Source organism: Pseudoalteromonas shioyasakiensis (assembly GCA_013391845.1).
Taxonomy (GTDB): domain Bacteria; phylum Pseudomonadota; class Gammaproteobacteria; order Enterobacterales; family Alteromonadaceae; genus Pseudoalteromonas; species Pseudoalteromonas apostichopi.
In genome coordinates this window covers 3013974-3029793 of the sequence record CP058414.1, presented here as the reverse complement: position 1 = coordinate 3029793, position 15820 = coordinate 3013974, and the positions used below count along the sequence as shown (strand labels likewise).

Genomic DNA, 15820 nt, shown 5'->3' with positions numbered 1-15820 from the left:
AGAATGTTAGAAAAAAATGAGTTGAATTATGACATTAAAACTGGTCTAGTAATATATTATTGAGTTTAAAATAAAGGCAAAAGATGACCTCTCTAATTGATAATCTAAGTGACCTACAGTCAAAGGCTAAAGAAAGAACAGTTAAAACTCAAACAATCGAATATGATCTAGATACGATAGTAAAAAAAATAGCAAATAATGTTATAAAGCTGAACCCCGAGTATCAGAGAAAGCACCGTTGGAGCGGTGAGACTTCATCAAGATTGATCGAGAGCTTAATCTTGAATATTCCAGTACCTTTTATTTACATCTCGCAGGATATTGATGTCGATGATGAAGTGGATGACGATGTTGCTCGGTATTCTGTCATTGATGGGCAGCAGCGATTAACAGCCATTTTTAAATTTTTTAAAAATGAAATTGAACTTAACAGCCTTGAAGTTTTGCCCCAGCTGAACGGATGTAAATATAGAGACCTTCCACCTTTTTTGGTTAGAAGATTAGAAGAACGAAGTATTAGGTGTTTAAGAATCGATTCAACTTTAGATCAACAAGTTAAGTACGATATTTTTGAAAGGTTGAATTCTGGGTCTGTAAAACTTGAACCACAAGAGTTGAGAAATGCAACATGCAGGGGACCTTTCAAAACCCTAATCAAACAGTTGATAAAAAATAAACACTTCGTACTTAATACTAAGCTTACAGACAAACGAAAAGAAAAAATGGAAGACGAAGAGCTTGTATTGCGTTTTTTTGCATTTGGTCATGATAATGGTTATCTCTCTTATCAAGGAGGTCTTAAAACATTCTTAACATCTCAAATGATAAAGTTTAATAAACTAGACGAAAATGTAATTGATAGCCTCAAGCACGAGTTTGAAGTTGTAATGAAGAAAATTCATGACGAACTTGATGACTTACCTTTTGCAAAGTACAGATCAAATGATGGTGTGTCTTTCAAAAAAATGTCTGATTTTAATGTTTCAGTTTATGATGCTGTTGTAGGCTTATCAATAAAAGCTAGTATTCAAAACGAAGTTTTAAACAGAGAAGCTTTAAACAATTTATTCAGCAACAAAGATTTTTTTGCAGCAATAGAAGGGAGCACAAATGATGCTTCAAAAGTTCATAAAAGAATAAATATGGCTAAAGAGCTTATTTAGAGATGGATACGTTTGTAAGAGACTACATTTCTGAATTAGATCAGCGATGGGGTGAAGTGGATATTCTCATAGAGCAAGCTGAGAAATGTATAGAAGAAAATCTTCTACTCTACAATGCACTTTGTCGCTCTATATCAATACTTATGGTTTCTCACATGGAAGGATTTATGAAAGATATCACAAGGAATGTGATTCAAGACATAAACAATAACCTGGATTTTCATCAAATACCACACAGTATTAAAAGAACATTTTGCATCGGGTATTTAGGCTCTGAAAATAGCTCAGCACATCGAATTGAAAATATGATAGCTGACTTCAGTGAATACAAAGATGTTAAGTTGAAGCCTGAACATTTCTTGGTAAAAGATAACAAAAACCCAAAACCACAATTAATAAAAGATATTTTGGCTGGGTTTGGTATATCTGACATTTTTCAAAATTTGCACAGCTCTTTTTTTGATAATACATTTGAGTCAAGTCAGAAAGCATCTAGAAATTTGAATCGTCTAAAGAACATTATCAATATTGTAACTTCAAAGTTTCCTTACGATGGCTCTATAAACAGATTTAATTTGAATAAAGAAAAATACCGAAATCGTACTCTTTGGCAGGAGTTTTTGGATAATCTTAATCAAAATAGACATAAAATTGTTCATGGAAACATGTTTGATAATATCGATAGTATAAATGAAATCAAACTGAGACTTGATAAGGTAAAGATCTTACAGTTACTTGTAGTCTATGTATTGTGTTCGAAGGTTGCAGAGAGCTTAGTTAACGAGTCTGAGTAGCTATATAGTCTGAAATTAAGTTAGTTTAGTAAAAGGAGTTGCAATAATATGGTTGATTTTAATAAGTTAAGAAATCAAAAAAAAATACCAAAAGCTATAGAACCACTCGAAATATTTAGAAGGTTGCCGAAGCCTATAGGTATAAATGATCTTTATACTAGTCAGGCTGAAGTCTTAAAGTCTTGGTTTTCATTGAGGAACCAACAGGATGTGGTAATAAAACTTCATACAGGAGGGGGGAAAACACTTGTTGGTTTACTTATGGCTCAGTCTGCATTGAATGAAACATCTGAACCTGTGTTGTATCTTGCACCCACGACACAGTTAGTAAATCAAACTATTGAAAAAGCTAAATCACTAGGAATACATGCTGTTCCTTATGAAAAAGGCAAGCCCTTAAATGATGATTTTATTAATGCAAACTCGCTTATGGTTGGAACTTATAAAGCTCTATTTAATGGGAAAAGCAAGTTTGGCATCAGAGGTTCTTCATCTCCACAAAATGTTGGCACTGTGATTTTAGATGATGCTCATGCAGCCTTTTCTGTAGTCAGAGATTCATTTACGCTCGAGATAAAAAAAGATAAGCATCTTGATATATACAATACTTTATCTGATTTGTTCAGAAAGGCATTTGATGATATTGAGAAGTTGGGTACGTTTGATGATGTACGAAGTGGAAATGAGTTTTCAGTGCTTGAAGTTCCATATTGGTCCTGGCACCAGAAGCTGAATACAGTTAGAGAAATATTAAAAGAAAACTCTAATTATTTTGCCTTAGTTTGGCCGCTACTAAGAGATAATCTCCATTTATGTCATGCTTTAATAAGTAAAGACAGTTTTACTATAACAGCAATTTTACCCCTAACAGAGTTATTCCCATCATTTTCAAACGCATCAAGACGTATTTATATGTCAGCAACAATTGCTGATGATAGTGACATCATCAGGATGTTCAATGCTGACCCAAGGTTTGTTGAAAATCCACTTACTTCTCGTTCACTTGCTGGTATAAGTGAACGAATGATTTTAATACCAGATTTGATGAACTATTCCACTGACTTAAATGAAGTGAATGTACTGCTTGATTGGGCTAAATCTAATAAATTAGGATCGGTTGTTCTTACATCGTCTGATAGATCCGCTGATAAATGGAAGGGGGTTGGAACCGTTGCTAAAGGGTCTAAAGAAGTGGAGTCCATGGTCGAATCTTTGCAGTTAAAGCAATGTTTTGGTCCTGCTATTTTCGCAAACAGATATGATGGAATAGATTTGCCAGGGGATTCTTGTCGTCTATTAGTTATGAGCGGCCTTCCTTCAGGGACTTCAAACTACGAGCTATTTAGAGCTAGTTCACTTTTTGGAGGCAAGACAATAACTAAAATGCTAGCACAAAGAATTGAACAAGGAGTAGGTCGAGGTGCTAGAGGGGCAGGTGATTATTGTGTTGTTATTATGGTTGGTTCTGATTTGGCGGCATGGATAGCAAAAAAAAATAATTTTAAATATCTTACTAATGCTACGAGAGCACAGTTGCAGATGGGAGCTGAGATCAGTAGTGAGGTATCTAGTTTTGAAGATCTTGCAACGACTATACATAGAAGCATAATCAGAGATCAGGATTGGGTTGAGTATCATGCGGAAACACTTGCTGATTTGGTTGGTGAAACAGTGAATGATAGCAGTGAATTTATTCAAGCTAGTGGTGAGAGAAAGGCATTTAATCTTTGGTATGATGGATATCCTGACAAAGCTATTTCACGAATAGAAAAGGTGGTTGATTCAGTTAGCTTAGATCCCCAGATTGCGGGCTGGCTTCAACAGTTTTCAGCCAGAATCGCAGATAAATGGGGGCATACTAAAAGAGCTGAGGAGTTACAGCGAATTGCTTATGGTTTAAATCGTAACCTCATGAGACCAAAAGTTTTACCACCTTATAGACCCGCATTTATATCTAACTTACAGGCGGATGTGATATGTGATGCATTAAGTGAGTACCGTTTGAGAAGAGGTTTAATTCAGTCATTTGAGGATACTGTAGCAAGTTTAAATAAGAATGCATCTGCAAATCAGTTTGAACAAGCACTGAGTGATATCGCAAAACAGTTAGGGTTTTATGCAGAAAGACATGATGACAATGGAGAAGGTCCAGATGTTCTGTGGCTGTTACCTAACAATATCGGATTAGTTATTGAGGCCAAAAGTAGGAAAAAAGCAAAGAATGCTTTAACTAAAGATGAGCATGGGCAGCTATTAGTAGCAGCTGAATGGTTCGCTAAACATTACCCAGGCTATAAATGTATACGTGTGAGTGTTCATCCGGAGAATATTGCTACAAAAGCTGCAGTTGCTGGTGCTTCTCATGCTTTTACTTATATAAATTTAGCGAAATTAATTGATGACCTCAGGGTTTTGCTTCAACACTTGATTGAGTCGCAATTATCAGGTGAAGACTTAAAAATACAATGTAATCATTTGTTGTCATGCTCTCCTCTTAATGCTGAAAATTTTGTTGGGTGCTATTTAGAAAAATTTACAGAGTAGATTTTTCAGTTATCACTTAGTCTCTATCTGATAGCTTGAACTTTGTTCCTTAAGGGATGTAATGTAATGCTGTAACTTTATATAGCTAGCATGATTGGCTATGAAAGTTTAAATCTCAGAAATAGAAATAAATAAAAAAGGGACGTTTCGCTCGGCCCTTTTTATCTTCCCAACAATTTTGTTCTTTGTGGAACTTATAAAGTTAAAATTCTATTAACGAATAAGAATTGGATCTTCCTTCTTTTTCTTTATTATATTATTTAAAAATAATTCATTTAGTGTTGCAGAAACCTCTTTTGCGTTTGTATTAGGGTTAATGCTCGGCAATGAGTTATTTACTTTTTCCACTAGTTCAGCTTGAGCAGTGTATCTATCTTTTGATCTTAATATCATTTATCTTATCAGTTACATTGTATGTTGGAGAGACAAAAAATGCATAAGCCGCATATTGGAATTATTTTTGATCAACATATTCCCGAAGATATCTTTAGAGAATTTGAAAGCTCTGTAAAAGCAGATGGTTTAAATTTAATAGTAGAACCTAATAAAGAACCTATGGGTGCAATGATGTGTGCCGAATGGTTTATTTTTCCAGCAATAATGATATTTGTTGGCAAAAGTTATTTTGACGGTTTTCTAAAAGAGATGGGAAAAGATCATTATTTATCTTTAAAAGAAAACATATCAAATTTAACTTCAACAGTAATGTCTGAGCCCAGAATAGAACCAACGATATTTGCTACCAGAGGAAAGTTAAGCTCTAACAATCCATTTTCTCTGGCTTGCGCATTGCACGCTGATACAGAAGATGGCTACACATTCAAATTGTTACTTCCGAAGTATGATAAAAATTGTGACTATAAATTAATTGTTAAAGAGTTTATGGAGTTTTTAACTGATTACCATTTAGGTCTAAAAAGTTTAGATTCAATCGGCTTTTGTAGCACTGAAAATATGGCTCAAGGTTATATGGTTTTTGTTCATTATAATTTTGAATCGAATAAGATTGAATGGTTAAATCATAATGATTACCGTTAGGTTTGATAATGAGCTAATTGGATTTTTTATATATCTCCTACCTTTCATAGATTAAGTCTTACTTACCGTTACCCGTATATATATACGGGTAACGGTAAGTAAGACTTAATAAAAGGAGTAAAGGCCGTTTACTATGTTTCAAGGTCCACAGAATCTGTTGCAGGGTCTCTAGTTAACATATAAACATTACTTCTGCCTTTAATTTCTTTCTCTATTATTTTTCTTGAACATAATTCTCTACATGCATTTGAAACATTTTTTTCATTAGTGCTTTCTCTATTTTCTGGGAATAAGGAGTTTATTTCAGTAGTTATGTCTTTTTGAGATATAGGTAAGCCTTCTTTACTTTTTATAATGTCTATAATAGCTTTATTGAAGATGTCATTTTTTTGTGTGGATTTCTCTTGGTGAGTTGGCTTTTCGTAGAGCTTGTCAAAAACTAGACTAGTTACAATATTCCCGAAGTTATCTTTTAGCTTCTCTTTCCCTCCATTTTTTGATTCTTTATCAAAAGTTACTACGTTGAATTCAAGTGTATGAGCAATAGAAGTAGAAGTATCTTTCGATTTCTTTAAGCTCATGTGCGCGCGTACTACCTTTTTGTTGTTTTCTACTTTATTGTTCTCACTTTTTGTTTCAATTATAAAGTCTGAGTTTCCGAAGAGGGCCGTGCTGCCCCGATAGTTACCGTCCTTGTTTTTATGATGAGTAATTAAAATCGATAGAGAGTATTTTTCAGATAATGTTTTACACGCATTTATGTACTTTGCTACGTCACCAGCTTTGTTTTCGTCTATCCCTGCACTACATTGAGAAAATGTATCTAAAACAATTAGTTTTAAATCTATCCCAAAATCCTCTATATATTTTTTTATAAAAGATTCAAGTGCATCGACATTTTGTGTATTGAGTAATGATATAGGCTCTTCTATTCTAACGAGGTTATTGCCTACTTCTATATTATGCTTATCCTCTATAGCTTTTAACCTTCTCGGAAAACTATTTGCACCTTCAGCACACACAAAAATTACACCACCTTTACTTACTTTCAAACCTCCAAAGTTGATGCCAGTCGCGACGCAAAATGCAATTTGGGTAACAATGAATGTTTTTAAATCTTGAGAGTTACCTATGTAAAAGCCAACGGAGGGGGTTGTAATATAGTTTTCAAGAAGCCAAGAAGGTGGAGTATCCCAGCCATCACTTCCGAAAGCGAAAGGCAAGGATTCATTATTTTGAGATGAACTTTGTAATGATTTTTTAAGATCTTGTACTTTTTCACCACAACTTTTTGATAAATATTTCATTTTTATTTCCTTAAATAAAATCTTAGAAAATTTGTGTTTGTGGTGACATTTGTATGGTGGAGTAAAACTGTACAAAAGAGAAATAATATTTTTTTAGGATTTTATTTTTCGTTATTCCTTTTTGTTATAGTTGATTTAATACAATGTATTTTTTGTTATAAAAAGTTGTGGCACAGCTTTTACCTTAATATGTAAAATTAAATCATATATGCACATATTTACATTCAGTGAATTAAAGGCCGCGCAAAGTGCGATGTTTTTAATTCGTAAGTACGCGGTTGATAAGCAAAGTAGTGACGCTTTACTTGAGTGGCTAAAACCTTTTGAGACGCTTATTTATAAGCGAGAAGGGGATTGGCGTGAGCTTGTAGATAAAAATAAGCTAACTAAATCAATGATCCCAAAATCGAACTCACCTTATGGGCAAGACCTCATCGATAAAATGGTTATGTTGATTAAAGAAGAGCTGCATCACTTTTATCAAGTACTTGAGATCATGGATGAGTACGGTGTTGAATATAAAAGTATTACCCCATGTCGTTATGCAAAAGGTATGCTGCGCCATGTAAAAACTTACGAGCCAGATGCTTTAGTTGATAAGTTAATTATTGGTGCCTATATCGAAGCCCGCTCATGTGAGCGCTTTGCTAAATTAGCGCCACATGTAGATAAGCGTTTAGGTGATTTTTATATTTCACTACTGCGCTCTGAAGCCCGCCATTACCAAGACTATTTAACCCTTGCTCAAGAAATCAGTGAATTTGATATTACAGAGCGTGTTGAATTCTTTGGTCAGCTTGAAGCCGATCTTATTTCAACCCCAGATGAAGATTTTAAGTTCCATAGCGGTGTGCCTGCGTAAAAATAACCAAGAGCGCTTGCTTGGCGCTCTTTTGCTTCATCCTACCTTATACAATCCGTTTTCTTAATAATTAAGCCTTATCCTTGTCGTAGTTTATAATTTTTATTACTTTTCCGAGACTTACTTATTTTTATCTTCAGGGAAATATTTGTACCTTTAAATATTTTGTACTACGTTTGACCTAGATATCTATTAATGTTCGTAAAATAGAATCATAAGTTGTCAAAAGGAGACGTTATGCGTGATTCTAATGAGTTTTTCGAGTTTAAAGAGAGTGCTTCTGAACAAACGCATACTCAAAAAAAATGGAAAATATTAACGGTTGAAGACGACCTAAACTATCAACAAGCATTATTAAATAGTTTTAATGCTATATCTTTCGATGACAATCAGTCACTGGAGGTACTGACCGCGAATTCAGTGTCAGAGGCATCATCTGTATTATCCCGACATAAAGACATCGCTATTGTATTTCTTGATGTGGTGATGGAAGAAGATGATTCTGGCCTACGGCTTGTGAATACCATTCGCCATGTATTAGGTAACAACGATATACGCATAGTGCTATTAACAGGGCAGCCAAGCTTTGCCCCTGAACCACAAGTCATGCAATCGCTTGATATCGACGAGTATTGGAATAAGTCAGACATGACGGTAGATAAGCTTAAATCTATCGTTAGTAGCCACCTTCGTACTTATCAATACATTTCGCAAATCTCAAATGCTAAACAAGGGCTTCAGCTAGTACTCGATGCAGCAAGAAGCATTAATAGTAAACACGATATACGTGCGTTTTCCCATGCGGTGTTAGATGAGATAGGTAAAATTTTGCACCTATCTAAGGGAGGCGGCGTGTTATGTGTTGGTAATGAAAAGCACTTTGATAAACATCCTAAAGTTCTTACTAGTATCGGCTGCTTTAGGGGGCTTGATGGTAAAGACCTCAGCACAGATTTGCTCAGTGAAGAAGCACAACAATCCTATATTTTAGCCAGAGAAAAAAAAGAACACGTTTTCTCTGAGCATTATAGTGTTTTTTACTTTGATACCAGTGATGTTGATATTAGCTTCTACATCACGATTGTAAAATCAGATACGCCAATTGATGAGCATAATGTATTTTTACTCAAAGTTTTTAGTGAAAATGTCAGTACGGGCTTTTCGAATATCGCACTGATGAACCGCCTTACTGAGCTTGCATATACCGACATAACGCTAAATATACCCAATAGAAACTGGTTACAGCGCGAAATCGATAATATGAACAAATACGAACAGTCTGAAACTCAGCTAGTGGTATTTGAGATACTCCAGTTTGACGAAAAGTCTTTTCGGTTTGGTCATGAATTTTGTAAAAAAACACATCTCAAAATGCTCGAGAATATTTTGCAAGCATTGGCGCCGTATCACCCTCGTATTGCCGTATTTAAAAGTGATAGTTTAGGTGTTTTAGTTTCAAGTCATGCATTTGAAGATGAGAGTATTGTTGACTCTTTAAAACGTCAATCTTTTGAAATTGATGGAGTAAGGCAGTTTTTAGATGTGCGTATTTTAGTTATGCAACTAATCGCCTTTGAACAACATAATGCTGAGCAAATTTTTAACCTTGCAGAATCCACCCTTAACGAAGAAAACACACAGAGAGCTGAACTTCTTTATTATACATTAGACAATACTAAAGCTATTACACGGCGCTATGAATTGATGCAAGAGTTGCGCACCGCAATTCGTAACAAAGAGCTCCAAGTAGCGCTACAACCCAAGGTTAATTTAACCACAAATGAAGTGGTTGGTTTTGAAGCACTGGCGCGATGGCAAAGAGACGATGGAACATTTGTTAGGCCCGATGAGTTTATCGAACTTGCCGAAACTGCGGGACTTATTAGTGAGTTGGATAAGCTTATTTTCGATAAGATAATGCAAACGATTAAGCAATTTGCAGAGCAGGGCATTAGCTTGCCAATTGCGTTTAATGCATCTACGTTTGATTTGTTAGCCGATGATTACTTTGTTGAGATTGCCGCACGTATTGAAGAGTATGATATATCGCCTTCGTTATTAGAGCTTGAAGTAACAGAGACTCAAGCGATTTTTGACTATGAAAAAATTAACTCATGCTTATGTCGTTTTGCGGGTTTAGGTATAAAAATTAGTATTGATGATTTTGGTACTGGCTATTCGTCGCTTGCCCATATTAGTGAAATACCTGCGCAGATAATAAAAATAGATCGCTGTTTTGTGACTAACATCCAAGAGTCAAAATCTAACCAACACATTATCGAAATGATTATGTTGCTGGCAGATAAATTTGGCTTTGAAGTAACGGCAGAGGGCATTGAAACAGAAGCCGAGCATAACTGGCTTATTGAAGCTGGGTGTAACAAAGGGCAGGGCTACTATTATGCAAAACCCATGTTTTATGATGATGCATTGCAATGGCTAAAGGGCAGGTCTAAATAACTAGTATGGTAGAAGTAACAAGCCAATATAAGTCACTGAAAAAGAGTCTGATTTTTAAATTTATGGTCATGGCTGCTGTTAGCTTATTATTAAGCTTGATGGTTTATGTAATTCAATATCAAATACAAAAAAGTAGTGTCACGCTTTTGCAAGATAACACCTTACTTGCCGCTCACAACACCTTAAGCCGTGAGCTTGGTGATGTACGTAAAGTGGTTCAGTTGCTGGTAGCCGATGACATATTAAAGCAAAGTGATGAAATCGCATTACTTGAGGAACAGATACAAATCCATTTTGTGAACTTTGGTTTAGCAGCAGAAAACATTTCGCAAATACGTTGGTTAGATAGAAAAGGCCAAGAAAAGGTTCGGGTTAACTTTAAAACAGGGCAAGCAGAGCTAGTACCAAAACAACAGTTACAAAATAAAAGTAGCCGTTATTATTTTACCGAGGGAATGGAGCACAGTCAGGGTGAAGTTTATATCTCCCCAATAGATTTAAATGTAGAGCGCGGGGCTGTTGTTACACCCCATGAGCCGACATTGCGAGCATCTTATCGAACCACAAGCGATAACTTTGTATTAGATGGACTAGTGGTTGTCAACTTTGACTTATCGAAAACCTTACAGCAAATAAAGTCACTCAGTACCTTACAAGCACAAATACAATTAATTAATGGTGAAGGTTATTGGTTATTACACCCTCAGAAAGAAAAAGAGTGGGGGTTCATGCGAGAAAAATCAATGCTGACATTAGGTAATGAAGATAGCCAATTATGGCAAGCAATTACCCAGCTGCCTAAATCTCAGGAGCTTATTGCATCACATAGTCATGCAACTAGCTTTTTAAAAATGAATTTAGGCAATAAAAACGCAGCTGGCACAAACGATATTGTTGTCCTAGTAGAGGCTGATGATTCGGTGCAAAACGAGATTATTTTACGATCTTTTATTATAGCGTTAGCTTGTGCTGTTACCTTAATATCAATTTCTGGTTTGTATCTGAAACGTAGTTATCGAGATCAGCGTAAAATTATAAAAGCCAGATCACACCTAGAGCAAGAGCAGCAAGAACTGTTAGCTGCCAATACCAAATTACAACGTTATATAAAGCAGCAACATCAATTACAAGGTGAGCTTATTGAAGCGCAAAGGTTGTCATCACTTGGTTTAATGGTGGCAGGTGTAGCTCATGAAATGAATACGCCACTCGGTGGTGCTGCAATTTCATTATCGAATGCGCAATTAATTAATCAACAACTCAAAGATAAAATAGATGAAGGCTTCACTAAGCAGTTCTTAGAGTCTAGCGTTGAAAAAATTGACGACAACCTATTGATATCAAGGGTTAATTTAGATAAAGCTATCTCTCATGTTAAAAGCTTTAAGGAAATGGCACATGACCGCTCAAATGATCAGCTCGTTAGTTTTAATATCGAAAAAGTCATCAGTGATCTATTACTTGGTTTAAAGTCTCGCTTTAAAGCCTCACAAGTAACAATAGAAACTTACATCGATGTCAAAAAAGATATCACGAGTCGTCCTGGAGTTATCTCGCAGGTTATCGAGAGTTTAATCGTTAATGCAGTTTCTCACGCTTTTAACGAGCTTGATGACAAACTGATTCAATTACATGTTTATTTAAATCAACAAGGTGACGTTTGTATTACTATTTCTGATAATGGCTGTGGTATTGATGACTCATTACGTAGCAACTTATTTGATCCCTTTGTTACAACATCTCGAAAGCATGGCCATACAGGGTTAGGTTTGTACCTTGTACATGAGTGGGTTACGAGTGTTCTAAACGGAAAAATCCAGCTAGTTGCAAATACTGACTTACCTGAGGGTATAGCAACGAAGTTTAAAATCACTTTGCCAATCGTGCAGAAGAGCACGGTTAGTTAGAGTAGGCTTGCTCGTATAGTTGCGTAATATGACTCATTTCACTTTCATTCAGCTCATATCGCTCCATTATCTCTAAAAGTTTACCAGACGCCATAATCGCTTTTAGGCCTAAATATAAACTTTGTTGAAAAAGCTCCCCTTGAGGGTGTTTTTTTTCGGTGATTACATGCAATTGTTGAGTTGCAAGGTAAGGAGTGATTATTTCTAACTCTGTTGGCTTTGCTTGCTTTAAGCGTTCGCTATTCTCGAGCCAATACAAGGCAACTTCTTTAGTGCCTGCTACTAAATCAACACGACCATGCTTCAATAATAATAAGCTTTCAATTAAGCTTCCTGTTGTTGTCACACTCAATTCTGGGTGATGTTCAAACTCTTCACTAACTACATAGTCTTCACCTTTACTAATTGTATAAGGCTTTAATGAATATAGTGAACCTGTGTAGGTTACTTTGTTATCAACACGCTTGAATAAAACGGTATGTGCAGTTGCCAAGGATTGCGAATATGTAAAATTTCTTGCACGTTGCTCGGTATAAAATGCCCCCAGCACCGCTACTCGTTTATGGCGCTTTGCGAGTTTTAATGCCCGAGCCCAATGGGTGTGTTCAATGGTGGCTTTTTGTTTTTGGGTTTTAAGCGCTGCAATTATAACTTCGTGAAGCCAGCCAGGCTTACTTGAGTTATCAATAAAATAAGGAGGATAAGGCTCTGTTACCAATTGCCAAGTTTGACAATTGATTGAAAAACTAAATAGTAAACAGCAAAAAAAAAGGCTCAACCGACTAATCATAGATAATGCGTTTTTTACAATAATAGTTAAAGCATAGTTAAAATGTCAGCGATTTAAAGGGAGTGTGGACTAGTTTTTGTTGCTCGGGCGTAACTCTTAAATATGAACCTTGCTCATACCAGTCACCTAAGACGGTGCGCGTCAAAGTTTTATCGGCTAGATTATAATGGTGCACATTTGGGCGGTGGGTATGACCGTGGATCATATTCGTAACTTGATGTTTTTCGAACATGGCTAATACCGCATCCTCAGTAACATCTAGAATTTCTAACGCTTTGCCAGCTTGGCTTTGTTTTGATTTTTCTCGGGCGTTGCGGGCAATTTTCTTGCGATACCAAAGCGGCATAGCGAGCATTAATTTTGGCCACCACCAACCACGACTTTTTTTACGAAACTTTTGGTACTCAACATCTTGAGTACACATTTCATCACCGTGCAGGATAACTGTGGGCGTCCCGTATAGATCAATAACAACCTGCTCAGGTAATAAAGTCATACTCGCGCTTTTTGCATAGTCTTCGCGCATTATGAAATCGCGGTTGCCATGAATAAAAAACACCTCAGTACCACTTTTGCTTACTTGGCTTAAACGTGCGGCAACACTCTTTGAAAGCTCAGTTTGATAGTCATCACCGACCCATACTTCAAAAAAGTCACCCAAAATATACAGCGCATCAACGTCATCATTAATAATCTTACTATCAAGAAAATTAAAAAATGCCGCAGTAATGTCTGGGCGGTTTTCTGTTAAATGGAGATCGGCAATAAAATAACTTTGTTTCATGGTTACTCGCAAAAAAGCGGGCAATGGCCCGCTTAAAATGACTAAACGATTAAATTAGCTAACCGTTACTTTTTCGATGATTACATCTTCAAGAGGTACGTCTTGGTGGAAACCAGCGCTACCTGTAGCAACACCTTTAATTTTGTTAACCACGTCCATACCTTCAACAACTTCTGCAAACACGCAGTAGCCCCAGCCTTGTGATGTTTCACTGCTGAAGTTTAAGAAGTCGTTGTCGTTAACGTTAATGAAGAACTGCGCAGTCGCTGAATGTGGATCCGGCGTACGTGCCATTGCTAATGTACCTACTTTATTAGCAAGGCCATTATTTGCTTCATTTTCGATAGGGTTGTTCACTTCTTTTTGCACCATACCTGGCTCAAAACCACCGCCTTGTACCATGAAACCATCAATTACACGGTGGAAGATAGTACCGTTGTAAAAGCCAGAGTTTGCATACTCTAAGAAGTTTTTAACTGTGTTTGGTGCGTCGCTTTCGTGCATCTTGATAGTGATGTCACCAAAGTTTGTGTGTAGTACAACCATGAGGTTTCCTATATCTGGTTTAATAATGGGGCTATTTTATAGTAGTTGCCTTGGATTAACAAAGTGCTTATTGAGAAGGATTAACAAAGTGCTTATTCAGTTGATAAAGCGCTAGAGCGGCGGCTTTGCAAGTGTTACCATAGAGAATCTCGAAACACCGTTAAGGACATTTTATAAATGGTACAAATTTACAACACACTTACGCGACAAAAAGAGCAGTTTAAACCCCTTGTTGATGGCAAAATCGACATGTACGTGTGTGGTATCACTATTTATGATTACTGTCACATCGGTCATGCTCGCACTTTTGTAGGTTTTGACGTGATTGTGCGTTACCTACGTCACATTGGCTACGATTTAAAATATGTACGTAACATCACCGATGTTGACGATAAAATCATTAAGCGTGCTAACGAAAATGGCGAGTCAATTAATGATTTAACGACTCGTATGACCAAAGCGATGCATGAAGACTTCGACAGCTTAAATATGCTGCGTCCTGATGTTGAGCCAACAGTGACAAACCATATGGATGAAATCATCGCTATGGTTGAGCGTTTAATTGCTAAAGGCCATGCCTATGTTGCTGCAGATGGTGATGTATTGTTTGATGTTTCTACATTTGAGCAATATGGTGCTTTGTCACAACAAGACCTAACTATGCTACAAGCAGGGTCACGTGTTGAAGTTGCTCAAGATAAGCAAGACCCACTTGATTTCGTGCTTTGGAAAAAAGCTAAGCCAGGTGAGCCTTCATGGTCATCTCCTTGGGGTGAGGGTCGTCCTGGTTGGCATATTGAGTGCTCGGCAATGAGCTCTAAGCACTTAGGCGAACACTTTGATATTCATGGTGGAGGTTCAGATTTACAGTTCCCGCACCATGAAAACGAAATTGCTCAGTCATGCTGTGCAAATAACGGCAAGTACGTAAATACGTGGATCCACACAGGTATGGTTCAGGTTAATAAAGAGAAGATGTCTAAGTCATTAAACAACTTCTTTACCGTACGTGACGTATTAAAAGAGTACGATGCTGAGTCAGTTCGTTACTTCTTAATTTCAGGCCACTACCGTAGTCAGCTTAACTATTCACAAGAAAACCTTGAGCAAGCGCGCTCTTCTCTTGAGCGAATTTACACTGCACTGCGTGGCGTAGCACCAATTGAGTGTGATTTAGCCAGCAATGAATATGTGGCTAAATTCAGAAAAGCGATGGATGATGACTTTAACACACCAGAAGCGCTACCAGTGTTATTTGAATTAGCAAAAGAGCTAAATCGTGTGAAAGATAGCGATGCAGAGCAAGCAGGAAAACTTGCTTATGTATTGCGCAGTGTTGCAGAGGTACTAGGTGTGGCACAACAAGATCCAGAAGCCTTTTTACAAGGTGGTCAAGCTGATGACGAAGTTGCACACATCGAAGCGTTAATTGCAAAACGTAATGAAGCCCGTGCTAGCAAGGATTGGGCGGCTGCTGATGAAGCGCGCGATGCTCTTAATGCGCTTGGTGTTGTACTAGAAGATTCTGCTGGTAAAACAACATGGCGTAAAGCATAAGCCTCAATTGAGACATTACCCATCAAAAGGTTGCCAACGTGGCAACCTTTTTTGTTTTTAGATGGTAT

At 36.8% G+C, this 15820-nt stretch carries 11 protein-coding genes and 1 pseudogene; 8 read left to right on the top strand and 4 right to left on the bottom strand.

From position 1 onward, the window contains the following. The first annotated feature begins 83 nt into the window (after positions 1 to 83). The 4 genes from HYD28_13885 to HYD28_13870 all read left to right on the top strand — a co-directional run bounded on the left by HYD28_13885 (position 84) and on the right by HYD28_13870 (position 5539). Complete coding sequence (locus HYD28_13885) at positions 84 to 1163, top strand: DUF262 domain-containing protein (GenBank protein ID QLE09953.1); 1080 nt, start codon at positions 84 to 86, stop codon at positions 1161 to 1163. 2 nt (positions 1164 to 1165) lie between these two features. Further along, positions 1166 to 1957: a hypothetical protein gene (locus HYD28_13880; protein ID QLE09952.1), complete on the top strand. Its 792-nt coding sequence runs from the start codon at positions 1166 to 1168 to the stop codon at positions 1955 to 1957. Between the two features lie 48 nt (positions 1958 to 2005). Continuing rightward, positions 2006 to 4501 carry a DEAD/DEAH box helicase gene (locus HYD28_13875; protein ID QLE09951.1) on the top strand — a complete coding sequence of 832 codons (2496 nt, stop codon included), beginning with the start codon at positions 2006 to 2008 and terminating at the stop codon, positions 4499 to 4501. 432 nt (positions 4502 to 4933) lie between these two features. Then, positions 4934 to 5539: a hypothetical protein gene (locus HYD28_13870; GenBank protein QLE09950.1), complete on the top strand. Its 606-nt coding sequence runs from the start codon at positions 4934 to 4936 to the stop codon at positions 5537 to 5539. A 131-nt stretch (positions 5540 to 5670) separates the two neighbouring features. On the opposite strand, the gene HYD28_13865 is transcribed toward HYD28_13870, so the two are convergent. Further along, positions 5671 to 6846, bottom strand: coding sequence for an AAA family ATPase (locus HYD28_13865; protein ID QLE09949.1), 1176 nt, complete (start codon positions 6844 to 6846; stop codon positions 5671 to 5673). Between the two features lie 229 nt (positions 6847 to 7075). Here HYD28_13865 and HYD28_13860 point away from each other — a divergent pair. The 3 genes and pseudogenes from HYD28_13860 to HYD28_13850 all read left to right on the top strand — a co-directional run bounded on the left by HYD28_13860 (position 7076) and on the right by HYD28_13850 (position 12075). Beyond that, a pseudogene (locus tag HYD28_13860) lies at positions 7076 to 7708 on the top strand (tRNA-(ms[2]io[6]A)-hydroxylase). A 237-nt stretch (positions 7709 to 7945) separates the two neighbouring features. Next, a complete protein-coding gene (locus tag HYD28_13855) occupies positions 7946 to 10168 on the top strand; it encodes an EAL domain-containing protein (GenBank protein ID QLE09948.1) in 2223 nt (740 codons plus the stop codon). A 5-nt stretch (positions 10169 to 10173) separates the two neighbouring features. Beyond that, positions 10174 to 12075: a HAMP domain-containing histidine kinase gene (locus HYD28_13850; GenBank protein ID QLE09947.1), complete on the top strand. Its 1902-nt coding sequence runs from the start codon at positions 10174 to 10176 to the stop codon at positions 12073 to 12075. On the opposite strand, the gene HYD28_13845 is transcribed toward HYD28_13850, so the two are convergent. Genes HYD28_13845 through HYD28_13835 form a run of 3 tightly spaced genes read right to left on the bottom strand, consistent with a single transcriptional unit; the run spans position 12068 to position 14195 of the window. After that, positions 12068 to 12853, bottom strand: coding sequence for a transporter substrate-binding domain-containing protein (locus tag HYD28_13845; protein ID QLE09946.1), 786 nt, complete (start codon positions 12851 to 12853; stop codon positions 12068 to 12070). The genes HYD28_13850 and HYD28_13845 overlap by 8 nt on opposite strands. Before the next feature lie 49 nt (positions 12854 to 12902). Then, positions 12903 to 13649 carry a UDP-2,3-diacylglucosamine diphosphatase gene (locus tag HYD28_13840; GenBank protein ID QLE09945.1) on the bottom strand — a complete coding sequence of 249 codons (747 nt, stop codon included), beginning with the start codon at positions 13647 to 13649 and terminating at the stop codon, positions 12903 to 12905. Positions 13650 to 13703: 54 nt separating this feature from the next. Continuing rightward, positions 13704 to 14195: a peptidylprolyl isomerase gene (locus tag HYD28_13835; GenBank protein QLE09944.1), complete on the bottom strand. Its 492-nt coding sequence runs from the start codon at positions 14193 to 14195 to the stop codon at positions 13704 to 13706. A 177-nt stretch (positions 14196 to 14372) separates the two neighbouring features. Here HYD28_13835 and HYD28_13830 point away from each other — a divergent pair, with 177 nt between their 5' ends. Then, positions 14373 to 15752 (top strand): cysteine--tRNA ligase, encoded by a 1380-nt coding sequence (locus tag HYD28_13830; GenBank protein QLE09943.1) that lies wholly within the window; start codon positions 14373 to 14375, stop codon positions 15750 to 15752. The last annotated feature ends 68 nt before the right edge of the window (positions 15753 to 15820 follow it).